General features: G+C 62.5%; 29 protein-coding genes, 2 tRNA genes and 1 other RNA gene. 8 read left to right on the forward strand and 24 right to left on the reverse strand.

Annotated elements, in window-relative coordinates:
• Window positions 1-45 precede the first annotated feature (45 nt).
• Window positions 46-122 (reverse strand) — tRNA-His (locus P8Q88_RS10715).
• A 192-nt stretch (window positions 123-314) separates the two neighbouring features.
• Here P8Q88_RS10715 and P8Q88_RS10720 point away from each other — a divergent pair.
• From P8Q88_RS10720 to P8Q88_RS10730, 3 genes are read left to right on the forward strand one after another with little or no spacing between them, the layout of a single operon-like run.
• Window positions 315-950: a prolyl hydroxylase family protein gene (locus tag P8Q88_RS10720; RefSeq protein WP_278323828.1), complete on the forward strand. Its 636-nt coding sequence runs from the start codon at window positions 315-317 to the stop codon at window positions 948-950.
• The gene (locus P8Q88_RS10725; protein ID WP_278323829.1) at window positions 950-1267 is read left to right on the forward strand and encodes a TraR/DksA family transcriptional regulator; all 318 of its coding nucleotides are present in this window, start codon (window positions 950-952) and stop codon (window positions 1265-1267) included. The genes P8Q88_RS10720 and P8Q88_RS10725 overlap by 1 nt, the downstream gene beginning before the upstream one ends.
• 7 nt (window positions 1268-1274) lie before the next feature.
• Window positions 1275-1814, forward strand: a complete 540-nt coding sequence (locus tag P8Q88_RS10730) for an MOSC domain-containing protein (RefSeq protein WP_278323830.1) — start codon at window positions 1275-1277, stop codon at window positions 1812-1814.
• 61 nt (window positions 1815-1875) lie between these two features.
• Here the strand turns inward: P8Q88_RS10730 and rpmE are convergent, their stop codons facing one another.
• The 10 genes from rpmE to pyrH all read right to left on the reverse strand — a co-directional run bounded on the left by rpmE (window position 1876) and on the right by pyrH (window position 11181).
• On the reverse strand, window positions 1876-2103 hold the full coding sequence (gene rpmE / locus P8Q88_RS10735) for a 50S ribosomal protein L31 (protein ID WP_278323831.1): 228 nt from the start codon (window positions 2101-2103) through the stop codon (window positions 1876-1878).
• A gap of 93 nt (window positions 2104-2196) precedes the next feature.
• The gene (gene fabZ, locus P8Q88_RS10740) at window positions 2197-2655 is read right to left on the reverse strand and encodes a 3-hydroxyacyl-ACP dehydratase FabZ (protein WP_278323832.1); all 459 of its coding nucleotides are present in this window, start codon (window positions 2653-2655) and stop codon (window positions 2197-2199) included.
• A 22-nt stretch (window positions 2656-2677) separates the two neighbouring features.
• The gene (locus tag P8Q88_RS10745) at window positions 2678-3355 is read right to left on the reverse strand and encodes an OmpH family outer membrane protein (protein ID WP_278323833.1); all 678 of its coding nucleotides are present in this window, start codon (window positions 3353-3355) and stop codon (window positions 2678-2680) included.
• Window positions 3355-6006 carry an outer membrane protein assembly factor BamA gene (bamA, locus tag P8Q88_RS10750; protein ID WP_278323834.1) on the reverse strand — a complete coding sequence of 884 codons (2652 nt, stop codon included), beginning with the start codon at window positions 6004-6006 and terminating at the stop codon, window positions 3355-3357. Before bamA ends, P8Q88_RS10745 begins: the two co-directional genes overlap by 1 nt.
• Window positions 6007-6177: 171 nt before the next feature.
• Window positions 6178-7320, reverse strand: a complete 1143-nt coding sequence (rseP, locus tag P8Q88_RS10755; RefSeq protein WP_278323835.1) for an RIP metalloprotease RseP — start codon at window positions 7318-7320, stop codon at window positions 6178-6180.
• A 2-nt stretch (window positions 7321-7322) separates the two neighbouring features.
• Window positions 7323-8480: a 1-deoxy-D-xylulose-5-phosphate reductoisomerase gene (locus P8Q88_RS10760; RefSeq protein WP_278323836.1), complete on the reverse strand. Its 1158-nt coding sequence runs from the start codon at window positions 8478-8480 to the stop codon at window positions 7323-7325.
• A complete protein-coding gene (locus P8Q88_RS10765) occupies window positions 8477-9193 on the reverse strand; it encodes a phosphatidate cytidylyltransferase (RefSeq protein WP_446532557.1) in 717 nt (238 codons plus the stop codon). The genes P8Q88_RS10760 and P8Q88_RS10765 overlap by 4 nt, the downstream gene beginning before the upstream one ends.
• Complete coding sequence (gene uppS, locus P8Q88_RS10770) at window positions 9180-9863, reverse strand: polyprenyl diphosphate synthase (RefSeq protein ID WP_278323838.1); 684 nt, start codon at window positions 9861-9863, stop codon at window positions 9180-9182. Before uppS ends, P8Q88_RS10765 begins: the two co-directional genes overlap by 14 nt.
• 22 nt (window positions 9864-9885) lie before the next feature.
• A complete protein-coding gene (gene frr, locus P8Q88_RS10775) occupies window positions 9886-10443 on the reverse strand; it encodes a ribosome recycling factor (protein ID WP_278323839.1) in 558 nt (185 codons plus the stop codon).
• A 12-nt stretch (window positions 10444-10455) separates the two neighbouring features.
• The gene (gene pyrH / locus P8Q88_RS10780; RefSeq protein WP_278323840.1) at window positions 10456-11181 is read right to left on the reverse strand and encodes a UMP kinase; all 726 of its coding nucleotides are present in this window, start codon (window positions 11179-11181) and stop codon (window positions 10456-10458) included.
• Between the two features lie 54 nt (window positions 11182-11235).
• On the opposite strand from pyrH, the gene P8Q88_RS10785 reads away from it, so the two are divergent.
• Both P8Q88_RS10785 and P8Q88_RS10790 read left to right on the forward strand, forming a co-directional pair.
• Window positions 11236-12099, forward strand: a complete 864-nt coding sequence (locus tag P8Q88_RS10785) for a metallophosphoesterase (protein WP_278323841.1) — start codon at window positions 11236-11238, stop codon at window positions 12097-12099.
• A gap of 105 nt (window positions 12100-12204) precedes the next feature.
• The gene (locus P8Q88_RS10790; protein WP_278323842.1) at window positions 12205-12567 is read left to right on the forward strand and encodes a hypothetical protein; all 363 of its coding nucleotides are present in this window, start codon (window positions 12205-12207) and stop codon (window positions 12565-12567) included.
• A gap of 61 nt (window positions 12568-12628) precedes the next feature.
• Here the strand turns inward: P8Q88_RS10790 and tsf are convergent, their stop codons facing one another.
• Window positions 12629-13555: a translation elongation factor Ts gene (gene tsf, locus P8Q88_RS10795; protein ID WP_278323843.1), complete on the reverse strand. Its 927-nt coding sequence runs from the start codon at window positions 13553-13555 to the stop codon at window positions 12629-12631.
• 124 nt (window positions 13556-13679) lie between these two features.
• Window positions 13680-14432, reverse strand: a complete 753-nt coding sequence (rpsB, locus tag P8Q88_RS10800; protein WP_278323844.1) for a 30S ribosomal protein S2 — start codon at window positions 14430-14432, stop codon at window positions 13680-13682.
• Window positions 14433-14783: 351 nt separating this feature from the next.
• Here rpsB and P8Q88_RS10805 point away from each other — a divergent pair, with 351 nt between their 5' ends.
• Window positions 14784-15026, forward strand: coding sequence for a hypothetical protein (locus P8Q88_RS10805; protein ID WP_278323845.1), 243 nt, complete (start codon window positions 14784-14786; stop codon window positions 15024-15026).
• Here P8Q88_RS10805 and P8Q88_RS10810 read toward each other — a convergent pair.
• Genes P8Q88_RS10810 through P8Q88_RS10820 form a run of 3 tightly spaced genes read right to left on the reverse strand, consistent with a single transcriptional unit; the run spans window position 15001 to window position 17750 of the window.
• Window positions 15001-15837 carry a CDP-alcohol phosphatidyltransferase family protein gene (locus tag P8Q88_RS10810; protein WP_278323846.1) on the reverse strand — a complete coding sequence of 279 codons (837 nt, stop codon included), beginning with the start codon at window positions 15835-15837 and terminating at the stop codon, window positions 15001-15003. The genes P8Q88_RS10805 and P8Q88_RS10810 overlap by 26 nt on opposite strands.
• Window positions 15834-16586, reverse strand: a complete 753-nt coding sequence (locus P8Q88_RS10815; RefSeq protein ID WP_278323847.1) for a phosphatidylserine decarboxylase — start codon at window positions 16584-16586, stop codon at window positions 15834-15836. Before P8Q88_RS10815 ends, P8Q88_RS10810 begins: the two co-directional genes overlap by 4 nt.
• 39 nt (window positions 16587-16625) lie before the next feature.
• On the reverse strand, window positions 16626-17750 hold the full coding sequence (locus P8Q88_RS10820; protein ID WP_278323848.1) for a beta-ketoacyl-ACP synthase III: 1125 nt from the start codon (window positions 17748-17750) through the stop codon (window positions 16626-16628).
• A gap of 65 nt (window positions 17751-17815) precedes the next feature.
• Here P8Q88_RS10820 and P8Q88_RS10825 point away from each other — a divergent pair, with 65 nt between their 5' ends.
• Window positions 17816-18577, forward strand: a complete 762-nt coding sequence (locus P8Q88_RS10825) for a Crp/Fnr family transcriptional regulator (RefSeq protein ID WP_347569012.1) — start codon at window positions 17816-17818, stop codon at window positions 18575-18577.
• Window positions 18578-18620: 43 nt separating this feature from the next.
• Here the strand turns inward: P8Q88_RS10825 and P8Q88_RS10830 are convergent.
• Window positions 18621-18706 (reverse strand) — tRNA-Tyr (locus P8Q88_RS10830).
• A gap of 149 nt (window positions 18707-18855) precedes the next feature.
• Between P8Q88_RS10830 and rlmB the strand changes: the two genes are divergently transcribed.
• Entirely contained in the window at window positions 18856-19644 is a 789-nt protein-coding gene (rlmB, locus tag P8Q88_RS10835) for a 23S rRNA (guanosine(2251)-2'-O)-methyltransferase RlmB (RefSeq protein WP_278323849.1), read from the forward strand.
• Window positions 19645-19749: 105 nt separating this feature from the next.
• Here the strand turns inward: rlmB and P8Q88_RS10840 are convergent, their stop codons facing one another.
• From P8Q88_RS10840 to P8Q88_RS10870, 7 genes are all read right to left on the reverse strand, one after another.
• Entirely contained in the window at window positions 19750-20022 is a 273-nt protein-coding gene (locus P8Q88_RS10840; protein ID WP_221588391.1) for an HU family DNA-binding protein, read from the reverse strand.
• A 254-nt stretch (window positions 20023-20276) separates the two neighbouring features.
• Window positions 20277-22670 carry an endopeptidase La gene (gene lon / locus P8Q88_RS10845; protein ID WP_278323850.1) on the reverse strand — a complete coding sequence of 798 codons (2394 nt, stop codon included), beginning with the start codon at window positions 22668-22670 and terminating at the stop codon, window positions 20277-20279.
• A gap of 130 nt (window positions 22671-22800) precedes the next feature.
• Window positions 22801-23136, reverse strand: coding sequence for a YbaB/EbfC family nucleoid-associated protein (locus tag P8Q88_RS10850; protein WP_278323851.1), 336 nt, complete (start codon window positions 23134-23136; stop codon window positions 22801-22803).
• The gene (locus P8Q88_RS10855; RefSeq protein WP_278323852.1) at window positions 23133-24968 is read right to left on the reverse strand and encodes a DNA polymerase III subunit gamma/tau; all 1836 of its coding nucleotides are present in this window, start codon (window positions 24966-24968) and stop codon (window positions 23133-23135) included. The genes P8Q88_RS10850 and P8Q88_RS10855 overlap by 4 nt, the downstream gene beginning before the upstream one ends.
• A 94-nt stretch (window positions 24969-25062) precedes the next feature.
• Window positions 25063-25157: signal recognition particle sRNA small type (ffs, locus tag P8Q88_RS10860), an RNA gene on the reverse strand.
• A 30-nt stretch (window positions 25158-25187) separates the two neighbouring features.
• A complete protein-coding gene (bla, locus tag P8Q88_RS10865) occupies window positions 25188-26087 on the reverse strand; it encodes a class A beta-lactamase (RefSeq protein WP_446532558.1) in 900 nt (299 codons plus the stop codon).
• The gene (locus P8Q88_RS10870; RefSeq protein WP_278323854.1) at window positions 26084-26362 is read right to left on the reverse strand and encodes an ETC complex I subunit; all 279 of its coding nucleotides are present in this window, start codon (window positions 26360-26362) and stop codon (window positions 26084-26086) included. Before P8Q88_RS10870 ends, bla begins: the two co-directional genes overlap by 4 nt.
• Window positions 26363-26366 lie beyond the last annotated feature (4 nt).

Genomic DNA, 26366 nt, shown 5'->3' on the forward strand with positions numbered 1-26366 from the left:
AATTGCCCCTGCAAGCTGAGCTGGGCGGTTTCATCAGGGGGAAGATGGGGCGATCGAGGGGTCTCGAACCCCCGACCTCCGGTACCACAAACCGGCGCTCTAACCAACTGAGCTACGATCGCCATAACCCCCGGAACCGCCCGGGAAGGGGGCCTGATACGCCTGCGCTCCGGGCCGTCAACCCGTCTTGCGAGGCGGGGAGCGCCTGTTGCACAACAAGCCGCGATTGGGAAGTGAAAAAGCGCAAGGCTGGCCCATACGGCAACTTTATTACGCAGCTTGCGAAGCGTCTGCAGCGAGTCCATCTTTTGCGCATGACGGGAAGTGGCGAATCTTCGGCAGCAAGGCTCCTGGATCATCCTGGCCTCCAGCGGGTGCCGAACGACAAGGTCGAATTGTTCCAGCTGCGCGACTTCGTGAGCGCGGACCTGCGCGCCGAATTGATCCGGCTGATCGAACAGGATCGACGCCCCTCGACCCTGGCCGATGCGGGAGACGATCATTACTTCCGCACGAGCGAAACCTGCGATCTCGCCGCGGACGAGCCGGCGGTGCAGGAACTGGAAGCGAAACTCCACGCCCTCAACGGCATAGACCCGGCCCATGGCGAGCCGCTGCAGGGACAGCGCTATGACGTGGGCCAGGAGTTCAAGCCGCACTGCGACTATTTCAATCCCGGCGGGCAGGACTGGGAGCGATATTGCTCGGTCGCAGGCCAACGCACCTGGACGTTCATGATCTATCTCAACGACGTCGAGGCAGGAGGTGCTACCCGGTTCAAGGCGGTGAAGAAGACATTTCAGCCGGAAGCCGGCAAACTGCTTTGCTGGAACAACCGGCGCCCGGACGGTCGGGAGAACCCGAACACGATTCACCATGGGATGAAAGTGCGCAAGGGCGTCAAATATGTGATAACCAAATGGTATCGCGAGAAAGAATGGGGATGGTGATGGCCGACTACAGCGACCTTTCCGAACAGCTGCAGGCGCGGCTCGCGCGGTTGCTTGAACGTGCCGGGGTGATCGAGGATGACCTGCGCTACCCGCTCGATGCGGACTCGAGCGAACAGGCCGTCGACCTTGCGAATGACGAGGCCCTGGAAGGTGTCGACGAGATCTTGCGGCAGGAGATCGCGCAGGTCCGGATGGCGCTGCTGCGGATCGAGAACGGAACCTATGGCACGTGCAGTCAATGCGGCAAGGACATCTCCCGCGCGCGTCTGGAAGCCCGCCCTATCGCGACCCGGTGCATCGACTGCGCGGCATAGGATCGGAATGAACCGAGGGCACGTAGAGGCGGTACATCTGGCCGCCGAGCACGAGTTTTCCAAGGCCACCCGCGACTCGATCGAGATCGTAGCCGGGATTGGAGTCCGCGGAGATGCCCATGCCGGTGAGAAGGTGCAGCACCTTTCACGCGTCAGGGTCGATCCTTCGCAGCCCAACTTCCGCCAGGTTCACCTTATCCCTTGCGAGCTTTTCGATGAATTGCGCGAGCGTGGCTTTGCGCTGCTGCCCGGCCAGCTCGGCGAGAACATCTCTACGCGGGGCATCGATCTGCTGCGCCTCGGTCGCGATGACAAGCTGCGGATCGGCGATGTCGTCTTGCGCGTGACCGGATTGCGCAATCCTTGCGCACAAATCGAAGCATTCAAGCCGGGTTTGCTCAAACACCTTGTGTTCCAGGAAAAGGGACAGGTCGTGCGCAAGGCAGGCATCATGACGACGGCCGTAACGGGCGGCATCGTTCGCGCAGGCGATACCATTCTCCTCGAACGAGCGTCCGGCGAGCGGATTCCACTCGACAGGGTCTGACGAAAAAGGGCGGCCCCGCAAGACCGCCCCTTCGTGTTTTGTCGCGACTGGCGCGGATCGCTCAGTTCTTCTTGAGCGAAAGTCCGCCGAAGCGCTTGTTGAAGGCTGCCACGCGGCCGCCTTCCTGAAGCTGCTGCTTGCCGCCGGTCCATGCCGGGTGGCTGGTGGGGTCGATTTCAAGCGTCAGCGTATCGCCTTCGCTGCCCCAGGTCGAGCGCGTCTGGAATTCGGTGCCATCGGTCATCTTGACCGTGATCATGTGGTAGTCGGGGTGCCCTTCGGCCTTCATGATATTCGTCCTTTTAGCTTCGGAACGGTACCGACCGGTCCAGCTGTGATGGGAAAGGCGCGCGCATAGCGACGAGCGCCGATATTGGCAACCTTATTCGGGTGCGTCGGCGATCATCGCGGTGAAGTTGACCTCGCAGGTCACCTTGCCATCGACCGAGGCCTCGCCCGCAAACTTGCAGACCCGCGCGCGCTTCTGGACGAACTCCGCCTTGAGGTCGAGCAACACGCCCGGTGTCACGGGACTACGGAACTTGGCGTTCTCGATCGCCATGAAATAGACGAGCTTGCCGGAGCCTGCGAGGCCGAGGCTTTCCACTGCGAGCACGCCGGCGGCCTGCGCCAGCGCCTCGATCTGGAGGACGCCCGGCATGATCGGCGCGCCGGGAAAATGCCCCTGGAAGAAGTCCTCGTTGAAGCTGACCGCCTTGATCGCGTGGATGCGCTCGTCGACGACCAGCTCTTTCACGCGATCTACGAGGAGCAGGGGATAGCGATGCGGGAGGCGCTTTAGCACCTCGACGATATCGAAACCGGTGTCCGTCTCGCTCATGCCCTGTTTCCCCGTTGGCGGATCAACGACCGCTGGGCTGCGCCTGTTGTTGCTGCTGGGCAGCCTGCTGCGCGGCCTGCTGCTGCGCCACACCGAGCAGGATTTGCGAGACAGCCTGCTGCGTCTGCAGCGATTCCTGGCGCGGACGCCAGTTGGCGGGAGGCGTGATCTGCACCGAAGAGACACGCTGATTCATCACATTGACGAGATCGGCGGTTACATTCAGCGTATCCGGCGCCCACTGCACGGCTTCGGGCGTCAGGAGCAGCTGAATGTTCTTCTGCTGGACGACCTGCTGCTGGACATTGCTGTAGTCGTTGATCAGCTGCTCGATGGCATAGGTCTGCGCCAGCACGATGGGCTGCGAAGCCTGCTGGATCTGCTCTTCCTTCTGCTGGATCTGCTGCACGACCGACGGATTGGCCTGGGCTTCGGCCTGCGTCAGCTGGCCATCGCTATTGGTGTCGAGGCTTTGCTGCAGCGTGGCCGCTTCCTGGCGCAGCGTACGGATTTGCTGGATCTGCGAGGCGTATTGCTGCTCGATCTGCTGATAGGCGTTGATGCGCGCCTGCGAGCGGACGATGACCGCTTCCGGACTGCTGGTGGCAATCGCGCCGGTAACCTGCGCAGCGACCGGCGTGCCGGAAACGGCCGCGCCTGCGAGTGCCGCGGCAGCGAAGAGCTTGGTGGTAGTTTTCATCAGAATTGCGTTCCTACGTTGAATGAGAAGGTCTTGGTGTCGTCTCCGACTTCCTTCTTGATGATCTGGGCAATATCGATCCTGAATGGACCGAAGGGTGAATTCCAGTTCACCCCGATGCCCGCCGAAATGCGCGGCGCAGCCGTATTGCCGACGAAGACCTCGCGATAGAACGAGGTTTCCGGAATGAACGGCGGACGGGCCGTGCCATCGTCATTGGTGGGGTCGAGGGTGGGCAGGCCGTCAGGCCCGATGAACAGCGGTTCGCCCCCTTGGGTCGCTTGGCGACCATTGGGCTGGTTGACGAGCGTGGGCCGGGTGATTGCGAACAGCGAGCCGACATCGACCCACACCGACGGCCGGATGCCCAGTTCGCGAACGCCGCTGCCGAGGGGGATCTCCAGCTCCGCACGGCCCTGGTAGTAGGCCTTGCCCCCGATGGAGTCGTCGAACCGCTGATCGGCGTTCAGAGCGTCTTCGATCGGCGTGAGAATGCGCGGTCCGGCAGGGTTGTCCGGATCAATCGTGTAATTCAGGCGGACGATACGCGGGCCGATGCCGCGAATGTCGAAGCCACGCATCTGCGGCTCGCCGAGGAAGAAGCGGTCGGTCAGGCGGATGCTGTCGCGCCCCGGCTCATCGCTGTCTTCGAGACCGCGGATCCAGCCGCCCTCGCCCGCCAGCGAGAACACGAAGCCGCTGCCGAGCGGCCAGTATTTGGCCATCCGAGCGCGCGAACGGACATATTTTTCCGAGCCGCCCAGCCCTGCGAATTCATTCGTCCAGCTGATCGTCTCGCCACGTGTGGGCCGCAAGCGGCTGTCGAGCGTGTTGTAGTTGAGCGAGAGGCCGAGAATCGAGCTCGACCGCTCGCCGATCGCCTCGCACAGGAAGCGCGATGCGCGGCACTCGCCATTCTCGAAGAACTCGTCGCCGAGCGATACGTCGTCATAGTTGAACGTGTAGCTGCCGATGGCCGAGAGGTACTCGGTCAGCGGCACGCCCAGCCGTAGCGAGGCACCGGTGGTGGCCTGCTCGTAGGTCGTGTTGCGTTCGTTGTTGCGGAAGTTGAAGCTGTTGAAGTCGCGCCGGTAAATGTCGACGCCAGCCGAGATATTGCGATCGAACAGGTAGGGTTCGGTGAAACTCACCTGCGCCGACTTGGAATAGCGCGAGTAGTTGACGCTGAGCCCGACGGTCTGTCCGCGGCCGCGGAAATTGCGCTGGCGGATGGAGCCGGCAAGGATGAAGCTTTCGAGCGAGCTGAAGCCCGCCGAGAGCTGCAGTTCGCCGGTGGCCTGTTCTTCGACATTGGCTTCGAGGATGATCCGGTCGGGCGCGCTGCCTTCGACCTGGTTGATCTCGAAATTCTCTTGGAAGTAGCCCAGCGAATTGATGCGCGCGGTCGAGCGGGCGACGGCGAGCGAATTGAAGGCATCGCCTTCCGCGATACGGAACTCGCGGCGAACGACCTTGTCCTGCGTCAGCGTATTGCCGTTGACGTCGATCCGCTCGACATAGACGCGCGGCGCCTCGCGCAGGACGAATTCGACGTCCATCGTCAGGGTCTCGGGATTGCGGCGAAATTCCGGGCTGACCCCGGCAAAGGCATAGCCGAAGGTGCCGGCCAGCTCGGTCAGCTGTTCGACCGTGTCCTCGACCAGCTTGGCATCGTACCAGTCGCCCTGCTTCATCGGCAGGCGGGCGGCCATCGCGTCGCTGTCGAAGTCGCGAATCTGGCTGTCGACGCTGATGTCCCCGAACTTGTAGCGCTCGCCTTCCTCGACGACGTAGGTGATGATGAAATCTCGCTTGTCCGGCGTCAGCTCGGCGACCGCCGAAACGACGCGGAAGTCGGCATAGCCTTCGGTCAGGTAGAACTGGCGCAGCTTCTGCTGGTCGAAGGCGAGGCGGTCGGGGTCGTAACTGGTATTGGAGCTGAAGAAGCTGGTGAGGCGCGCCTGCTTGGTCAGCATCTCGCCGCGCAGCTCGCCATCCGAGAACTCTTCATTGCCGATGATGTTGATCTGGCGGACCTTGGATTTCGGCCCTTCGTTGATCTCGAACACCACGTCGACGCGGTTCTGGCTCAGCTGCACCATGTTCGGCTCGACGGTCGCGGCGAACCGGCCCTGGCGCTTGTAGAGCTCGATAATGCGCGCCACGTCGGCACGGACTTTCGAGCGCGTGAAGATCTGGCGCGGGGCCAGCTTGATTTCGGGCAGGATCTTGTCGTTCTTGATCCGCTTGTTGCCCTCGAGGATGATGCGGTTGATGACCGGGTTTTCGACCACGGTGATGACGACATTGCCGTCATTATTCACCACGCTGGCATTCGAGAACAGTTCGGTGGCGTAGAGGTCCTTGAGGACATCGTCGCCGCGCGCCTGGCTCCAGGCATCGCCGGGCCGCAGGCGGATGTAGGACAGGATGGTTTGCGGCTCGAGCCGCTGCGCCCCGCTGACGGCGATGGACTGCACGACCTCTTGCTGCGGAGCAGTCGCCTGCGGTGCGGGCTGGGCTTCCTCGCCCTCCTCCTGTGCAAGGGCCGTATACGGCACGCCTGCGAGCATTGTGCCTGCGAGCAGGCCCAGGGCCAGCCGTGCGGTCGAGCTCTTGCGGCATGCGGCTGCAGTTGCAAAATCAGTCATCGACAAGGGGAATCCCGTCCTCGTTACAATCCGTGGAGTGCGGCTCGCTTTGCGCTGGCCGGCACCGGTTTTCCGCCTGCGCAGCGGACCGCAGGTCCCCTGCCCTAAGCGCCGGTCCCAATCAAGCGTTGCGGCTGTGAAAAGCCTCCCTCCCGGACACCATTTCCCCGGCTAATTCCCGAAGAACGGGAGACCGGCCAGGTCGTTCACAGTGACGAATATCATCAGCATGAGCACGAGGGCCACGCCGGCGCGATACGCCACTTCGGTTCCACGGGGGCCGATGGGTTTCCGGCGGACCGCTTCGGCCGCGTAGAAAGCCAGGTGCCCACCGTCGAGCGCCGGGATTGGCAGGAGGTTGATGAATGCCAAGTTAAGCGAAATGAGCGCCACGAAATTGGTAAAGGCGAGCGCGCCCATGCTGAGTTGTTCGCCCGAGAATTTGGCGATCTTGACCGGTCCGCCAAGCTCCTGAACGGATCGCTCACCGGTAAATATCTGCGCGATCCCGGTCAGCATCATATCGACGATTCCGATCGAATGATCGACTGCGAGGCCGAGGCTGGCAAAAATCCCTTGCGGCTCGAATTCGTACTCCGCCCCGGCGGCCTCGATACCGACCAGGCCGATCTTCGACTTGTTGCCGAAACGGTCTTCGATCTCGTGGCTGCCCACGGGCACGGCAAAGGTTTCGCGGGCGCCGTCGCGCAGCACAGTGATGTCGAGCGTGCGGCCCGGATACATCATGATCGCATCCTGCACGTCGCGGAAACTTGCCATCGCTTCGCCTTCGACCGACACGATCCGGTCGCCCTGCAACAGGCCGGCCTCGCGCGCAGGAGAAGTCTCGGCGAATTGCGCGATAGTCAGCTGCTGGTCGGCATCCGCCGGTACCGGCTTGCCGTAGAAGGCGAAGAAACTGGCGAAGATGGCCAGCGTGACGAGGATGTTGGTGGCCGGCCCGGCAAAGACGATCAGCGCGCGCTTCCACAGTGCTGCATGGTGAAAGCTGCCGGCGCGTTCTTCCGCGCTCGCCTGATCGGTGGCGTTCCGGTCGGGAATGCTGGCAGGGTTCATGTCGCCCTTGAACTGGACATAGCCGCCCAGCGGCAGGACAGACAGTTTCCAGCGGGTGCCACGTTTGTCCGTGAAGCCCCAGATTTCCTTGCCGAATCCTACCGAGAACGCTTCTGCATGGACGCCGAACCAGCGACCCACCAGATAGTGCCCAAGCTCGTGCACCGTGACCAGCGGCCCCAGCAGCAGGGGGAAGCCGAGGACGTAATAGACCCAGAGGGGCAGCAGGTTTTCCAAAGTCAGGCGAGCTCCAGCAATTCGTTCGCACGATGTCGCGCAGTCTCGTCAACGCGCAGGACCTCGTCGAGGGTCTGCGGCGCATCCGGCAATTCGCCATCCGAGAGAACGCGGTCCACCAATACGGGAATACGGCTGAACGGTACCTTACGATCGAGGAAAGCGGCCACGGCGACCTCGTTCGCGGCATTGAGCACCGCCGGGGCCGCCCCGCCCTCGCTGATCGCCTCGCGACACAGGCGCGTCGCGGGGAAGACATCCTCGTTCGGAGCCTCGAAATCGAGCCGGCCGATCGCCGGCAGGTCGAGCGGCGCCATCGGCGTATCCATGCGCTGCGGCCAGGCCAGACAGCTGGCAATGGGCACGCGCATGTCCGAAGGCCCGAGTTGCGCGAGGATCGAGCCATCGCGATATTCGACCATCGAATGAATAATGCTCTGCGGATGGACCACGATCTCGATATTATCGAGCCCGACCGGGAACAGGTGATGGGCCTCGATCAGCTCCAGCCCCTTGTTGAACATGGTGGCGGAATCGATCGTGATCTTCGCGCCCATGTCCCAATTTGGGTGCTTGAGCGCCTGTTCGCGGGTTACATTCGCGAGTTGCTCGGCGCTGAAGGTGCGGAAAGGTCCGCCACTGGCGGTCAGGATTACGCGCCGCACGTCCTCGATCCGATTGCCCGCAAGGCACTGGAAGATCGCATTGTGCTCCGAATCCGTCGGCAGCAGGGTCGCGCCGTGGCGCTCGACCGCAGCCTTGAGAATTTCGCCCGCCGAAACCAGCGCTTCCTTGTTGGCGAGCGCGATGGTGCCGCCCTGCTCGATCGCCGCCATGACCGGCCCTAGGCCCGCACAGCCGACGATCGCGGCGACGGTAATGTCCACCGGGCGCGATGCCACTTCGCACAGGGCGCGCTTGCCGCCAGCCGCTTCGATACCCGATCCGTCGAGAGCGGCACGCAGATCGTCGAGGCAGCTTTCGTCCGCCACCACCGCAACTTCGGCGCGAAATTCCCTGGCCAGCGCCGCGAGCTCCGCGACGTTGCAATTTGCCGTCAGCGCAGTGACGCGCCAATCGTCGGGCGCGCGGCGAATGAGGTCGAGCGTCGATGTGCCGACCGAGCCGGTCGCGCCGAGGATGGACACCGTGCGCGTCACAGCGCTGCTCCAAACACGGCCGCTGCCAGCAAGGTCACCGGAATCATTCCGTCGGTACGGTCGAAGACCCCGCCATGCCCGGGAATGAGCTGAGAGCTGTCCTTCACTCCGGCCCTGCGCTTCAACCAGCTCTCGAAGAAATCGCCTGCCTGCGCAAAAACCGCGACGACCGCACCCATGCCGAGCAATTGCACCATGTCGTAGACATCCAGCCAATCTCCCACCGATCCGACCGCAGCGTGCGACACGACGTAGAGCCAGCCGGTCAGCCAGATTGCCGCCCCGACGGTCCCGCCAAGCAGGCCCGCCCAGGTCTTCGATGGGCTTATCGCGGGCGCAATCTTCGGGCCACCCAGGGTCCGGCCGAAGAAATAGGCGAAGGTATCGACGAACACGACCGCGCCGATGATGCCGATCACCATGGCCGAAGGAAAGCGGATCAGCGCAGAACCGGCGAGGCCGATATAGATTGCCCCCGCCGCAATGCCGATGAACCGGGCACCCTGTTGACGTGTCGCCTTGAGTACCAGCAACACGAATTCCGCAAGCGTCGCCACGACCACCGCACCGATGAACAGGTCGAGCCATATGCCGCCCAGCCACAGCGCGAGGCCGGCCACTGCGACCATGACCAGCGCCGATACGGCGCGAGCGGGCAGGTCTGCGTTCTTGCCCTTCGCGGGCATCGCTTCTGCTGCCTTACCGTCCACCAAAGCGCCTCTCCCGGTCGCCGAAATCCGCCAGTGCCTGCTTGAACAGCGCGGGCGTGAAATCGGGCCATAGCACGTCGGTGAAGATCATTTCGGCATAGGCCGCCTGCCACAAGAGGAAATTCGACAGGCGAACCTCGCCGCTGGTGCGGATCAGCAGGTCGAGCGGCGGGAGCGGCGCGGTATAGAGATGTGCCTCGAGGCTCTCCTCCGTGATCTCGCCATTTGCCGCCGCCTTGCGCGCCGCGGCCACGATCTCCGCCTGCGAACCGTAGTTCAGCGCTACCGCCAGCGTGCGCGAGCCGCCACTGGTCTGCTCCAGCGCATCCTCCAGCATGGCGACGATATCGGGCGCCAGCGCTTGCCAGTCGCCAAGGATGTGCAGCTTCACGTCATTGGCGATGAATTCGGGCAGGTCGGACTTGATGAATTTGCGCATCAGATCCATCAGGTCGTCGACCTCATCCTCGGGCCGTTTCCAGTTTTCGGAGCTGAAGGCATAGAGCGTCAGGCAGTCGACCTGCGTGTCTTTCAGGCTGCGCACCAGCTCGCGCACCGCCTCCACACCCTTGCGGTGGCCCATGACGCGCGGCAGATGCCGGCGCTTCGCCCAGCGGCCGTTGCCATCCATGATGATGGCGACATGGCGGGCCTGCTGGCCTTCCCCACTCATTCAGAAGCTCGGAATCCTGCCCTTACTGGGTCAGGATTTCCTGGACCTTCTTCTCGACCGCCTCGTCCGTTTCGGCGACGTATTTGTCGGTCAGCTTCTGGACCTCGTCCTCCGACCGCTTGCGCTCGTCTTCGGAAATTTCCTTTTTCTTCTCGTCTTCCTTCAGCGCTTCCATGCCGTCGCGGCGCACGTTGCGGATGGCGATCTTGCCCTTCTCGCCATATTCGCCCGCCAGCTTGGCGAGATCCTTGCGGCGTTCCTCGGTCAGATCGGGCATGGGCAGGCGGATGGTCTGGCCATCCTGCATCGGGTTGAGGCCGAGATTGGCCTTGGCGATGCCCTTTTCCACCGCGTTGACATTGGCCTTGTCCCACACCTGTACGCTCAGCATGCGCGGTTCCGGCGCGGATACGGTCGCAACCTGATTGAGCGGCATCATGGAACCGTAGACCTCGACCACGACCGGATCGAGCAGGCTGGTATTGGCGCGGCCAGTGCGCAGGCCCGAAAGATCGCCCTTCAGGCTTTCGACGGCGCCCTTCATGCGGCGCTCGATGTCTGCTTTGTCGTATTTGGCCATGCTGGCTCCCTCTTACCTCTTCTCGTTCGTGACGACCGTCTGAACACCCTCGCCCGCGATGACCCGGGCCAAATTGCCCTTCTCACGGATCGAGAACACGACGATCGGAATATTGTTGTCGCGGCACAGGGCCACAGCGCTGGCATCCATGACCTTCAGGTCATCTGCCAGAACCTTGCTGTAAGTCACGGTATCAAAACGCTTAGCATCGGCGTTCTTCTTGGGGTCGCTGTCATAGACGCCATCGACGCTGGTACCCTTGAGCAGCGCATCGCAGCGCATTTCGGCAGCGCGCAAAGCGGCGCCGCTGTCGGTGGTGAAATAGGGCGCGCCGACACCGGCAGCGAAGATCACCACGCGGCCTTTCTCGAGATGCCGTTCGGCTCGGCGGCGGATTACCGGTTCGCACACCTGATCCATCTGCACCGCGCTCTGCACGCGGGTTTGCACGCCGATCTGTTCGAGCGCGTTCTGCATTGCCAGCGCGTTCATCACCGTGGCCAGCATGCCCATGTAGTCGGCCTGCGCCCGGTCCATGCCCTGCGCCGCCCCGGCCATGCCGCGGAAGATATTGCCGCCACCGATCACGAGACAGATTTCGAGGCCGGTTTCCTTGGCCGCCTTCACCTCTTTCGCCAGTTCCATGACGAAGGCCGGATCGATGCCGAACTGCTGGTCTCCCATCAACACCTCGCCCGACAGTTTCAGGAGGACGCGTTTCATGGAGGACAAGGGCATGGGCGCAGGAGAATCCGTATTGCGGTGGAGCTTGCGGCTCCTTAGCGATGAACCGTGAGCCGCGCAAAGGGAAAGCCTTTCATCGCCTTGAGGTGGATCATCGCAGGCTGCCTCGCGGCCATTGCGGTGGTCGGTGCGAAAGCGTGGTCCGACACGCTGGGCGATCCGGTGGTCAAGCACACGCGCGTAGAGATCGTCTCGCTCCCCGATACTGCTGCGCCCCTGCGCATCGTGCTGGTCAGCGACATCCATGTGGCGGGGCCCGATATGCCGCCCGAACGGCTGCGCCGGATCGTCGCGCAGATCAATGCCCTCGAACCGGATATCGTAGCGATCGCGGGCGATCTCGTGAGCGAACGGCGCGGGGCGACGCATGTCTACGAGCCGGACGAGATCGTTGCGCCGCTCGGCGACCTTGCTCCGCGCCTTGGAACCGTGGTGGTCCCGGGAAATCACGATCACTGGTACAATTTGCCGGGCCTGGCTGCCGAACTCGAACAGCACGCCATCCCGCTGCTCGCGAACTCCGCGATCAGGCTCGGCCCGGTCGTTATCGGTGGGCTCGACGATGCCTATACCGGACGCGACGATCCTGCAGCGACGCTGGCCGCGATGGAACGGCTGGGCGGCGGGTCGATCATCCTGAGCCACAGTCCCGATCCTGCTGCGACCATGCCGGATACCATCACGCTGGTGCTGGCCGGCCATACGCACTGCGGCCAGATCGCATACCCCTGGGGCGGCGCGCCAGCGCACATGTCGGACTATGGCGAGCGCTACGGCTGCGGCCGTATCGACGAGGGGCGCCGCACGGTGGTGGTCGGCGCGGGCCTGGGCACGAGCCTGATCCCCCTACGCCTGTTCACCCAGCCGGAGATCTGGATGGTGGAGCTGGTCGGAGTGCGACCAGCATCCTAGGCAAGCACGTGCAACATCGCACCAGCCCTTAACGCTTCCTTACGGACCATAGTGCTACGCCCGAGTCAGACAGATCAAGAGACAAGTCGCAACAGAAACGGACCCATGACAATCGAAGAGGAAGCGCATCGCCGCACACGCGCGCGGCTGAATCTCGGTATCGAGGCGAAATTGATCGGGTTGGGATCGCCTGTGAGCGTACTGCTGCAGGACATCTCGGCAACGGGCGCCAAAATCGTCGTACCAACGCGCGACAAGCTCCGGCAGGGCGTGCTCTGCTGGAACGGGTTCGAGGCCTTCGGCGACATCGTTTGGCAGGACAAGGAATGGTGCGGAATGAAATTCGACCAGCCAATAAGCGAAAAGTGGCTGTTCGAAACGCGGCGATCCATCCCCGCACTGCTCGATGAAATGCGAAATGGCGCCCGCAAGGATGCAGCCGAATTCGTCGCGGGTCGGCGGGCTTGAATCAAAAAAGGCCGCCGGAGCGAACTCCGGCGGCCCGATGCTTTGGAAAGCGATTTTTCGCTCAGTTGCCGACGGCAGCTGCCACTTCGGCGGCGAAATCCGTTTCTTCTTTTTCGATGCCCTCGCCCAGCTGGAAGCGGACATAGTCCACCAGCTCGACCTTGGCGCCGACATCCTTGCCGGCCTGCTCGACGACCTGCGAAATCGGGGTCTTGTTGTCGATCACGTAGATCTGGCTGAGCAGCGCATTTTCCTTGGCGTATTTGGCGACTGCGCCTTCGACCATCTTTTCCTGGACGTTTTCCGGCTTGCCGCTTTCGGCTGCCTTTTCCTTGGCGATCGAGCGCTCACGCTCGATCACGTCGGCGTCGAGGCCTTCGGCGGTCAGCGCCTGCGGGAAGGCGGCAGCGATATGCATGCCGAGCTTCTTGCCCAGCTCTTCCAGCTTGGCCTTGTCGCCTTCGCTTTCGAGCGCGACGAGCACGCCGATCTTGCCGAGGTCGGGAGCGACGGCATTATGCATGTAAGGCACGATCACGCCATTGGTGACCGAGACGGTCTTGATCCGGCGGATCTGCTGGTTTTCGCCGATCGTGGCGACGTTGTCGGTCAGCTTTTCGGCAACCGAACCGCCATCCGGGTAGTCGGCGGCCTTGAGCGTGTCGACGTCGTCGCCATCGGTGGTGAGCGCGACCTGCGTGGTCTTGCGGACGAAATCCTGGAACTTGTCGTTCTTGGCGACGAAGTCGGTTTCCGAGTTCACTTCGACGGCGACGCCCTTGGTGCCTTCGACGGCGATGCCCACGAGGCCTTCGGCCGCGGTCCGGCTCGACTTCTTCTGGGCGGTGGCGAGGCCCTTTGCGCGCAGTGCGTCGACCGCGGCTTCGATATCGCCGTTGGCGGCTTCGAGCGCCTTCTTGGCGTCCATCATGCCCGCGCCGGTCTTCTCGCGCAGGGCCTTCACATCAGCGGCAGTGAATGCAGCCATGGTATGTTCCTTCTTGTAATGTGTGCGGGCACCGGGCCAGCCCATGAGCCATCAGACTCGAGCGACCCGGCGCGTAAGTTCGCTATGTGACAGGGGCGTGGCACCCCCGTCAGGATCGGGCCGGTCAGGCCGCGGCGGTTTCTTCCGGCGGATTTTCCATCGCACCGACATCGGCGCCGCTGTCCTGCACGCCTTCGCCCTTGCCGCTGCGCGCCGCTTCGGCAACCGCATCGCAATAAAGCTTGATCGCGCGGGCCGCATCGTCGTTGCCCGGGATCGGGAAAGCGATGCCTTCGGGATCGACATTGGTGTCAAGCACGGCGACGACCGGGATGCCGAGGACATTGGCTTCCTTGATGGCGAGATCTTCCATGTTCGCATCGATCACGAACATCACGTCGGGAATGCCGCCCATGTCGCGGATGCCGCCAAGGCTCATTTCGAGCTTGTCGCGCTTGCGCGTAAGGTCGAGCACTTCCTTCTTGGTCAGGCCCTGCGTGTCACCCGACAGGCGCTCGTCGAGCGTCTTGAGGTACTTGATCCGCTCGCTGATGGTCTTCCAGTTGGTGAGCATGCCGCCCAGCCAACGGTGGTTGACGTAATGCTGGCCCGAGGCGAGCGCGGCCTCGCGGATCGCATCCTGCGCCTGGCGCTTGGTGCCGACGAACAGCACCTTGCCGCCCGAACGCGCGGTCTGCTGCACGAAGTCGAGCGCGCGCGCGAACAGCGGCACGGTCTGCGACAGGTCGATGATGTGGATGCCGTTACGCGCGCCGAAGATATACGGCTTCATGCGCGGGTTCCAACGGTGGGTCTGGTGGCCGAAATGCGATCCGGCCTCGATCAATTGCTGCATCGTGACGGTAGGAGCCGCCATAGTGATATTCCTTTCCGGTTATGCCTCTGGAAAGCTGGAACCCGTGTGCGGTCATGTCCCGCGTCGGGCACCGGTATGTGCGCCTTCCATGTGGATTTGCCTGCCTGGGAAACTGCCGGAAACGGCCGAATCCGATGCGGACCGCGCGCCTTTAGCCGCTTGAGAGGGGGAAATCCACCCTCCATTCGCCGCAAAAATACGGACTCCGACCGCAGATAGCGCTTGACAGGCTAGAACAAAGAGAGAACATTGCCCTTATCGCCGGAACTCCAGGCGGCTGATGAAGGTTTTCCACTAGATTTCCCCAGACTGTCAACAGGCAAGTCGACAGCTGGGTGAGGAGGTTGTGAGATGTTCGCTCTGTTCCTGATTGCCTTGACTGTCGTTGCTGCGATCGCCGCGATGGGCGTGCTCGCCGATAGCGGACTGCGTTTGTGGTCCGCTTTCGGTCAGCTCCGTGGGGAACTGCGCAGGACGTCGATCGTGTCCGACCTGCCTGTCCTGCGACCCTCCGTCGCGAACGCCGGCTACAGCGCCTTTGGCCGGACCGGCCCCTCCCCTTCCCCAATCAAGCGGTTTTCGCGCGCCGCCTGACCCGCGCGTACTTGATCAACGTAAAGGGCAGCAGCGCCAGATACCCGATCCCAATTGCGCTCAGGGTCCACCACGGCTCGACCAGCAGGGCGGCGAACAGCAGCCCGACAAAGGCCAGCACCCACAAACGAATCCCGCGCCGCGGGCGCAACGATGTCCAGCTTGGCGTGGCCATGCTCGAAATCATCAACAGCGCAGTGGCGAGCAACCAGGGCGCCACGAATAGCGGTTCGCGGAAAACGTCGAGACCGGTCGCCGACCACGCGAAGAACGGCATGAAGGCGAGGCCCGCACCCATCGGCGCGGGAACGCCGGTCAGGAAGCCCAGGGACTTGTGCGGCTGATCCTCGGTATCGATCTGGGCGTTGAACCGGGCAAGGCGCAGTGCGCAGCAGATCGCAAGCGCCAACGCGGCGAACCAGCCCCAGCGCGGTTCGCTCTGCAGCGACCAGAGATACAGAATGATCGCCGGCGCCGTCCCGAAACTCAGCGAATCAGCCAGGCTGTCGAGCTCGGCTCCAAAGCGGGATTGGGCCTTCAGCAAGCGTGCAATGCGCCCGTCCATGCCGTCGAGGATCCCGGCGATGATGATTGCCACCGCGGCGGCGGCCCATTGCTCGGAAATCGCGAACCGAATACCCGTCAGGCCTGAGCAAAGGGCTGCCGCCGTAATCGCGTTTGGCGCCATCGTGCGCAAGGTGAGGCCGCGGGAGCGCCCCAGGACCGGGCGCTCGTCCTCGGCCGCCTTGGGGCCCAGCCGCGCCCGTTCTTCTTCTTCAGCGGCTTTCTCGTTGCGCGAAACCAGGCTCATTGCGATACGCCTTCCAATAGTCTTTGCGTCCCCAGCACCGCCAGCGATGTCTCGCCAGCGATGACACGCTGACCCAGAAGGACGGAGGATCCGGTGCCCGCGGGCAAATACACGTCTACTCTGCTACCGAAGCGGATCAGCCCGATCCGTTGACCGGCCCCGACCGTGTCGCCCGGTTTCACAAAGGGGACGATACGACGCGCGACCAGTCCGGCAATCTGCGTGAATCCGATCCTGATCCCGTCGGTCCGCTCGATCAGGATATGCTGGCGCTCGTTCTCTTCGCTCGCCTTGTCCAGACCGGCATCCACAAAGCTTCCCGGAATATAGACGACGCGGCGGACGATCCCGCCGATGGGCGCGCGATTAATATGTACATCGAAAACCGACATGAAGATCGAGATACGCGTGACAGGTCCGGCGTCGAGACCTCTGGCCTCGCTGCCGTCATCGACCACCAGTTCGCGCGGCGCATCAACCTCGGCGATCATGGTAACGAGGCCGTCCGCCGGCGAGAGTATCGCATTGTCGTTTTGCGGCACGACACGCTCGGGATCGCGAAAGAAGGCAAAGATACCGGCAGAGAGGATCAGCAATGGCCAGCCGACCAGTTCCCAGTCGAGCCCGAGTAGAAAGAACAGGCTCACCAGCGTCGCGATGACCCCGTATTTTCGCCCCTCTGGATGGACTTGCGGGAGCGACCAGCGAACATCGCCGCGTCCCTGATTGTCGAGGAGTTCACCTGCCATATTGCGGGACTACGCGCTGCGCCCTGCCGTCACAAGGCCTCAGCCGACCTTGCGCACGAACACCATACCCGCGGAATAACCCGCACCGAAACTGCAGATAAGGCCGGTATCGCCTTCCGCCAGGTCGTCGCTGTGCAAATGGAAGGCAATGATCGATCCGGCGCTCGAGGTGTTGCCATAGGTGTCGAGCACGGTCGGGCTCTCATCCGCATCGGCTTCATGCCCGAGCACCCGCTGCGCGATGAGCCGGTTCATTCCCGCATTGGCCTGATGGAGCCACAGCCGGCGCAGGGTCTGGGGATCGATGCCCAGACGATCCGCTTCCTCGATGATCATGTCCGCAACCATCGGAACGACTTCCTTGAAAACCTTGCGCCCTTCCTGGACGAACAGCTTGTCACTGCCTTCTTGCCCCTCCGGCGAAGCGCGATTCAGAAAGCCGAAATTGTTGCGAATATTGTTGGAGAAAACCGTCTTCAGCTTGGTCCCGAGAACTTCCCAGTGCGCGTCCGGCGCAATCGCCGCATCCTCGACCAGAACCGCGGTTGCGACATCGCCGAAGATGAAGTGGCTGTCACGATCGCGCCAATTGAGGTGACCGCTGGTGATTTCAGGGCTGACGACGAGCACGCTACACGCATTGCCGGCACGGATGTAATCCGCAGCCGTCTGAATTCCGAAGGTGGCAGAAGAGCATGCAACGTTCATGTCGAAACCGAAACCGTCGATCCCGAGCGCCTGCTGAATTTCGATCGCCATCGCCGGATAGGGCCGCTCCATATTGGAGGCCGCGCACAACACCGCATCCACATCCTTTGCATTGCGCCCGGCCCGCTCGAGTGCTTCCTCGGCCGCCGCCACGCCGATTTCCGCCATGTGCGAAAGCTCGTCATTCGTGCGTTCTTTCCAGCGTGGTTTCATCACCTCGGGGTCGAGGATCGGCTCCTTCGAAAGGACGTGCCGCGACTTGATCCCGCTGGCCTTCTCGATGAATTCGACCGAGCTCGGCTGCAAGGGCTCGACTTCACCGGCAGCGATGGCCTCTGCATGCTCGGAATTATGGCGTTCGACATAGGCGTTGAAGCTCGCAACCAGTTCTTCGTTGGAAATGCTCTGGTCGGGAGTGAACAGGCCGGTGGCAGATATGACTGGGCGTCCGGTCATCTTGATATCCTGGGTCATCGCCGAGGCGTTAGGCTTCCGATGCGCAGCCGGCAAGCCGCCGCCTGATGCTTGGCACCGGCCTCGACCTTCCGTATATCTCGCGAATGAGTTCGGCGCTGGACACGAGACCTGCCAATTTCTGCGAAACTTGCGCGGTCCGCAATCGTGCGATCTGTGCCGATCTCGACACGGCTGAGATTGCGGCCCTCAACAGCATCGGCCGCAGGCGCGCATTGAAGGCGGGCGAACAGCTCATGTGGGAAGGTGACGAGGCCATTCTCGTGGCGAATGTCATCGACGGCATGCTGAAGCTCGCAACGCACACATCCGATGGCAAAGAACAGATTCTCGGCCTCATATATCCGGCAGACTTTGTCGGGCGGCCCTTCGGCGAAACCAGTCCCTACGGTGTCGAGGCCCTCTCGGATTCCCTGGTGTGCGTGTTCGAGCGCAAGGATTTCGAGCGGTTTGCGCGCGAGCATCCGAGACTGGAACATAAGCTGTTGCAGCGCACGCTGGGCGAACTGGACCGCACCCGGCGCTGGATGCTCTTGCTCGGAAGGATGAGCGCAGAACAGAAGATCGCGACGTTCCTGCTGGAACTGGCCGATCGCCTGCCATCGCAGACGCAGAGCCACGGCGGAGAGGGCGAGACTTTGATCTACCTGTCGTTGTCGCGCCAGCAATTGGCGGATGTCCTTGGCCTGACAATCGAGACGGTCAGTCGGCAATTGAACGGGCTGCGCAAGTCAGGAATAATCGAAATACCGGGCCGCCGTGAACTACGCATTCTCGATCGCGATGCGCTCGAAGCACGGGCGGCTTGACGGGTTCGATTTGCGCAAGTTGCGCAGCAAATGTCGGCGGTGGTGGTGGACAGGGCTGGATTCGAACCAGCGTACGCTTGCGCGGGCAGATTTACAGTCTGCTGCCTTTAACCACTCGGCCACCTGTCCACACGGGTTTGCTACATCTCGCGATAGAGATTTGCCGGGGAACCGATGGGCTCCCCCGCCGAGAGGCGCCCCTTTGGCGAAGCGGCGCTTGCCTGTCAATGGCCTCACTGGCAGGAGCCGCCACGAAACAATAGTTGGGCACGGAATCGATGGCAAAAGGCGAACGGAAGAGAGCATTGCGCGGACGCGCGGGCCGGATGAAGGGCGGCCGGGGGAGTGGCCGGGCAAGTACCGGACAGGTTCGGCTATGGGGTCGCCATGCGGTCGAGGCCGCACTCAAGAATCCCGATCGGGTCCATCGCAAGCTGTGGGCGACGCGCGAGGGTATCGAATCGCTGGATGGCGATCTGCCGGCCGATTTTCCAGTCGAGTACGCCGATGTCGCCGATCTCGCGCGACTGGTGGCGAAGGACGCGCCGCATCAGGGTCTGGTACTCGAATGCGTTCCTTTGGAGGACATGCATCTCGATGAAGTTCTGGTCGCCAATACCGCCGGCCCCCTGGTCATACTCGACCAGGTGACCGATCCGCACAATGTCGGCGCGATCATCCGTTCGGCAGCGGCCTTCGGCGCCGCGGCGCTGGTCACCCAAGACCGCCATGCCCCACCCGAAAGCGGCGTGCTGGCCAAGTCCGCATCCGGCGCACTCGAGGCACTGCCGTGGGTCCGGGTCGTCAATCTCGCGCGGGCGCTCGAGCAGATTGCCGAGGCAGGCTTCTGGCGCATCGGCCTTACCGGCTCGGCAGATGCCACGCTCGCCGAGGCTTTGCCCGAAGGACCCGTTGCGCTGGTTCTCGGAGCCGAGGGCGCAGGCATGCGCCAGAACATCGAAAGCCATTGCGACGCGCTGGCACGGCTTCCCATCGGTGATCTGATCGAGAGCCTCAACGTATCGAACGCTGCGGCGATCGCTCTATACGCCACCGCAAGCCGATGACTGTCAATGCGAGCAAAAAAGCGCCGCATCGCTTTCGGCAATGCGGCGCTTTTAATGTAGGTTGATCCCGTAGCCTGTCTTTGGCGGCGGGCAGTTTAGTAAGGCTTAGTTGACCGCGTCCTTCAGGCCCTTGCCGGCCTTGAACTTGGGCTGGTTCGACGCCTTGATGGTCATCGGTTCGCCCGTACGCGGATTGCGGCCCGTCGACGCCTTGCGCTTGGCCACGGAGAAGGTGCCAAAGCCTACCAAGCGAACTTCATCGCCGCCCGAAAGAGCCTTGGTTATGGAATCGAAAACGCCCTCGACGGCGCTCGATGCGTCGCTCTTGGAAAGGCCGCTCGCATCGGCAACCGCACTGATCAGGTCGTTCTTGTTCATTCTCGGGAACCCCCTCGTTATTCTTAATGACTGTCGTCCGGTGACTCATGTCTCCGAAGGCCGACGAATTGAGAGAGTTTTCGTCGGCCTGTCAAAGGCAAAATCCCCGAATTCGGGCGAATTTCCAGCCGAAACTGGCCCCGAACGAGACAAACCGTGTCGATCCGGTCACGACGGCTCAAGCAGTCCCATATTGCAACCGGAATTGCCCGGACTTGGCGCCCGCGATTCGCTGCAATGCGTCATGTCAAATGTTAATGCGCGGTCGGCGACGACGGGATTGCCTGCGTATGATCGGGCTGGCTGGCCAGATCGTCAGCTTCGGACCACTCGATCGGTTCGGGAAGTGTGCAAAGCGCGTGTTCCAGCACCTCGTCGACGTGGCTGACCGGAACGATCTCCAGACCCTCCTTCACATTCGCCGGAATCTCGACAAGGTCCTTCACATTCTCTTCGGGGATCAGCACTTTCTTGATGCCGCCACGAAGGGCCGCGAGCAGCTTTTCTTTGAGACCACCGATAGCCAGCACCCTGCCGCGCAGGGTAACTTCCCCGGTCATCGCCACATCGCAGCGGACCGGAATACCCGACAGCGTCGAGACGATCGAGGTCACCATGCCGACGCCTGCGCTTGGCCCGTCCTTCGGCACCGCGCCTTCGGGCAGGTGGATGTGGATATTGCGGCGATGGAACAGGCTCGGGCGGATACCGTAATGCGGCGCGCGCGCCTTCACGAAGCTGAAGGCCGCCGCAACACTTTCGTTCATCACGTCGCCCAGCTTGCCGGTCGTCTTGATCTCACCCTTGCCCGGCGTCGTCACGCTTTCGATGGTGAGCAGTTCGCCGCCGACCTCGGTCCATGCAAGACCGGTAACGGCGCCAACTTGCGGCTCTTCCTCGCCCATGCCGTGCTTGAATTTGCGAACACCGGCGAAATCGCTGAGGTTGTCGGGCGTGATGGTCACGCTTTCGGCCTTGCCTTCAAGGATCTTGCGAAGGCTCTTGCGCGCCAGTCGCGCCAGTTCGCGTTCGAGAGTACGGACGCCGGCTTCGCGCGTATAATAGCGGATGAGGTCGCGCAGCCCATCTTCGGTCAGCGCGAACTCATCGTCCTTGAGACCATGTTCCTCGATCTGCTTGGGCAGCAGGTGCCGCTTGGCAATCTCGACCTTCTCGTCTTCCGTGTAGCCTTCAAGCCGGATGATCTCCATCCGGTCCAGCAGCGGCTGTGGCAGATTAAGACTGTTCGCGGTGGTCACGAACATGATGTCCGATAGGTCGAGGTCCAGCTCCAGATAGTGGTCCTGGAACTTGTTGTTCTGTTCGGGGTCCAGCACTTCGAGCAAGGCCGAGGCCGGGTCGCCGCGGAAATCCTGTCCGAGCTTGTCGATCTCGTCGAGCAGGAACAGCGGATTGATCTTGCCCGCCTTCTTGAGGTTGCTGACGATCTTGCCCGGGAGCGACCCGATGTAGGTGCGCCGGTGGCCACGAATTTCCGCCTCGTCACGAACGCCGCCGAGCGACTGGCGCACGAATTCGCGCCCCGTGGCCTTTGCGATCGACTTGCCGAGCGAGGTCTTGCCCACACCCGGAGGGCCGACGAGGCACAGGATCGGCCCCTTGAGCTTCTTCGTCCGGGCCTGCACGGCGAGATATTCGACGATCCGGTCCTTGACCTTCTCGAGCCCGTAATGGTCCGCATCGAGCACCTTCTGGGCTTCGCCGATATCCTTTTTGACCTTGCTTTTCTTGCCCCAGGGCAGGCCGAGCAGCACGTCGAGATAATTGCGGATGACGGTCGCCTCCGCGCTCATCGGCTGCATGCTCTTGAGCTTCTTGAGCTCGCTTTCGGCCTTTTCGCGCGCTTCCTTGCTGAGCTTGGTCTTGGCAATCTTCTCGGTAAGTTCGGCGATCTCGTTGCCGCCGTCCTCGTCATCGCCGCCCAGCTCGTTCTGGATCGCCTTAAGCTGTTCGTTGAGGTAATATTCGCGCTGGGTCTTTTCCATCTGCCGCTTCACACGGCCACGAATGCGACGCTCCACCTGAAGCACCGACAATTCGCCTTCCATGAAGGACATGACCATTTCGAGCCGCTTCAGCGGATCGTGCTCGACCAGCAAGGCCTGCTTGTCGGAAACCTTGGCATTTATGGCAGCGGCGAGCGTGTCAGCCAGCTCGCCCGCATCGTCGATGTCGGCAAGCTGTTCGGCCGCGTCTTCGCCGATCTTCTTGTTGAGCTTGGCATAATCGCCGAACTGTTCGACGACCTGCCGCATCATCGCCGTGACCTCGCTACCCGAGGCCGTCACCGGATCGCGCGAGCTGACTTCGGCCACGACATGGTCGTCACGCTCGATCAGCGAGTCCAGCTTTGCCCGACGTGTACCCTCGACCAGGACGCGCACCGTGCCATCGGGCAGTTTCAGGAGTTGGAGGACCTGCGCAACCACGCCGATCTCGTAGAGGTCGCCGCGTTCCGGATCGTCGCAGCCGGGATCCAGCTGGGCAAGGAGGAAGATGTCCTTTGACCCTTCCATCGCCACTTCCAGCGCCGCGACCGATTTATCGCGGCCCACGAACAATGGCACGACCATACCGGGAAAAACCACGATGTCGCGCAGGGGAAGGAGGGGAAATGCGTTGCTCATAAATGAATTCCGTCAGGGGGCTTTGCCGTATGAGCGGAATATGGTGACGCCCTTGGCACTTCGCAACGCAGCAACGCCATAAGGGTGTGGACGGGGGGAGCATGCTGCCCCCCGCCACCTGATTTGAAGGTCACATGCCCGGCAGTTTCATGCCCGGCGGAAGGCCCATCCCCTGCTGGATCTTGGCCATTTCCTCATTGGACACTCGATCCGCCTTGTCACGCGCGTCGTTGAAAGCCGCCGCGACAAGATCCTCCACCATCTGCTTTTCTTCGGGCTTCATCATGCTGTCGTCGATTGTCACCCCGAGAATGCGGCCGCGAGCGGTGGCGCGCACTTTCACCAGTCCGCCACCGGCTGTCCCCTCGACATGGATCTCGTCGAGCTTGGCCTGAGCCTCGTTCATCTGTTTCTGGATCTGTTCGGCGGCCTGCTGGGCCTGGGCGAGCATTTCTTCCATGTTCATGCGTTTCTACTCCACGGTACGGTGCGGCGCGATGGGGGGGATGCGCCGTCTTCAATCAATTCTGCGTCGGGAAAGGTGTCAAAGGCTGCCTTGACTAGCGGGTGCGCGCGCAGGGCAGCAGCGGCTTCCTGCTGCATGGCATGATCCTGTTCGACCAGCGAAGGAGACCCGTAGCTGCCGTCCACCTGCTCGACCACCCAGCGTTTGCCGGTGTGGCGATGAAGGGTATCCTTCAGGACCGGCACGATATCGTCCGAGAATTTGCCGTCACGCGTAAAGCGCAGGAGCCCGTCCGCCAGGTCGACTACACGGACCTGCAACCGCATGACGCTTGCCTCGGTCATCATTCCCGACGCATCGATCGCTTCGACCAGCACCTTCCAGTCCAGAGCCGATTGTGCAGCAGGAGCAGCATTGCCCTCTGCCGCGTGGGTCGGGGAGGATGAGGCGGGCCGCGCTGCCAGATCCTCGATCTGTTTGGCCAGCTTGCCCGGGTCGGGAAGCTGAGTGGCATGCAGGACGCGCAGCAATGCCATGCGCAAGGACACCAGTGGGTCGGGAGCCAACCGGACTTCCTCATGCCCCTTCAGCAGCAATTGCCACAGCCGGTGGACCTGCCCGACATCGAGCCGTTCCGCCCACTCACCAAGGACTTCGCGTTCCTCCTGCGTCGCGCCTTCGGCATCGCCACCCGAAACCTGCGCCAGGGCGATGCGATGCGCGAGGTCCATTTGCGCGCGCATCAGCGCGAGCGGCTCAACGCCGAGCGCGTATTGCTCGTCGATACTTTTCAGCAACTCCTGGGCCTCGCCAGCCAGGATTTGCGAAAGCAAGCGTCGCTGCGCCGACTTGTCGGCCAGGCCGAGCATGTCGCGGACGCGCTCGGCGGTCACCCTGCCCTCTGTGTCGAGGTCGGCATGCGCGATCGCCTGGTCGAGTATCGAGAGACCGTCGCGCACAGAGCCTTCCGCCGCACCGGCAATGATGTTCAGTGCCTCGGCATCGGCCTCGACGCCTTCCTTGCGGCAGATCTCGGCAAAATGCGCCTCCAGCAGTTCAAGCGGAATTCGCCGCAGGTCGAAGCGCTGGGTGCGGCTGAGAACAGTGACCGGTAGCTTTTCCACCTCGGTCGTCGCGAAGAGGAACTTCACATGCGCAGGCGGTTCCTCAAGTGTCTTAAGCAAGGCATTGAAAGCATTGCGCGACAGCATGTGGACTTCGTCGATTATGTAGATCTTGTAGCGCGCCGAAACCGCGGCGTAGCGAACGGCTTCGATGATTTCCCGCACATCGTCGACGCCGGTATGGCTGGCAGCGTCCATCTCGATCACATCGATGTGCCGCCCTTCGGCAATCGCGCGACAAGGTTCGCATTCGCCGCAGGGGCTGATCGTCGGCCCACCCTGCCCGTCAGGACCAATGCAATTAAGTGCCTTGGCGATCAGGCGCGCGGTCGAGGTCTTCCCCACCCCACGCACGCCAGTCATCAGGAAGGCATGTGCCAGCCGATCGCGCGCGATGGCATTGGCCAGCGTACGGACCATCGCGTCTTGCCCGATCAGCTCGGCGAAGGTCTGCGGCCGGTACTTGCGAGCAAGCACGCGATAGGGTTGCGCTGCGGTGGCGGGAGGCGGAGCGCGAGTTTCGGCGGGACCTGGTGCCGCGACCGGCGTGACTTCGGGCGTGACCTGCTCGGGAGCAGGCGATGGCTGCGGCGCGTCACCGAACATAGAGTTCTGCCCCGCAGCTTCGAGCTCGGCAGCGCTCGGCGCGGCCTCGTCTGCCTCGCTTTCCCATGGCAGCGCGTCGGGATTGTCCGGTGAATCACCCATGCGACATTAGGTAGGCACTGACGCGCCGAATGTCATGCGGACATCTTGTCCAATATGTGGGTGAAAGGGAGGCGATCTTGTCGGAGGCTCCCTGCAAGAAGGAGCCGGGCGACCCGCCGCAATTCACCTGGGCTGCTTCCTTCCGGACCTGACCCGGTGAGCGAACGCAAACGTCCACCCGACTCCCGGCGCGCCATATGGCGGCAAGCGGGCCCGACTTCAAGTGCCAGTTGCTGGGAGCGCTTTGGCAATCGTTGCAGCGACTTCGGCAAGTACCGCTTCCCCGTCGGCAATCGAACCGGATGACTGATTCAAATAGGCAGCAAGCACGTAGCGCTGCCCGTCCGGCGTGCTGAATACGGCGATGTCGTTGATGGCGCGGCGGTTTTCGGAACCGCACGTGCCGGTTTTGTCGCCGGCGTCCCATCGGGCCGGCAGACCGGCGCGCAACCTGCGGCTTCCAGTGGGCGTTTCGATCAGCCAATCCCTGAGAAGATTCCGGTCGTCCACCGGCATGGCATCGCCCCACACCAATTCGGACACGGTTCGCGCCATCGCCCGAGGGGTTGTCGTATCCCGCGGATCGCCCGCCGCATTCTCGTTCAGTGCAGGCTCGATCCGATCCAGCCGCGTCGCGTCGTCACCGATCTCGCGCAGCCAAGCGGTAAACCGAGCAGGCCCACCAATCTCCGCAAGCAACAGGTTTGCGGCCGTATTGTCACTTAAGGTCACGGCGTGATGCGCCGCTTCCAGTCCGCTCATCCATCCGATCGACGCTCTTTCTTTTGCGTAGGGAGCATAGCTCAGAATATCAGCTGGTTCGAAATGCAGTTGCGCATCGCGTAAACCGGGTTGTCGCAGGGCCATTGCGGCCAGAGCGAATTTGAACGTCGAGCACAATGCGAAACGCTCCGCCCCGCGATAGCTGGTTATGACACCGTGTTCTTGCGAATATAACGCAATTCCGATCCGCGCACCGGACCGGGCTTCGATCGCGCCGATACTATCGTACAGAACTCGATCCGGTTCGATGGCGTCGGCCACCGTTGGCGCTTCACTTGTGCACGCAACGCACAAGAGAGTGAGCGAAAGCAGCGCCGCTCGCGCTGTGGCGATCACCGAAAATTGTCGGCGTAAGCTTGCAGCTTGAGGCTCTTGGGCGGCGTCGCGTGGACGCGGGCGGTGATGCCGTATTTTTCGGCATAGGCCTTCGCCGCATCCTTGCTGGGAAAGGTCAGCGAGACCTGCGCCTGCGTATCGCCGCTGCCGGTCCAGCCCATCAGCGGATCAGGCCTGCGGGCTTCGGACTGTTCGAATTCGAGCACCCATTCGTCAACGCGGGCCTTGCCCGACTGCATTGCACTCTTGGGTCGCTGGTAGATTCGTGCCGCCATGCCG

Origin of the sequence: Qipengyuania marincola (assembly GCF_029688625.1) — a bacterium.
Classification (GTDB): domain Bacteria; phylum Pseudomonadota; class Alphaproteobacteria; order Sphingomonadales; family Sphingomonadaceae; genus Qipengyuania.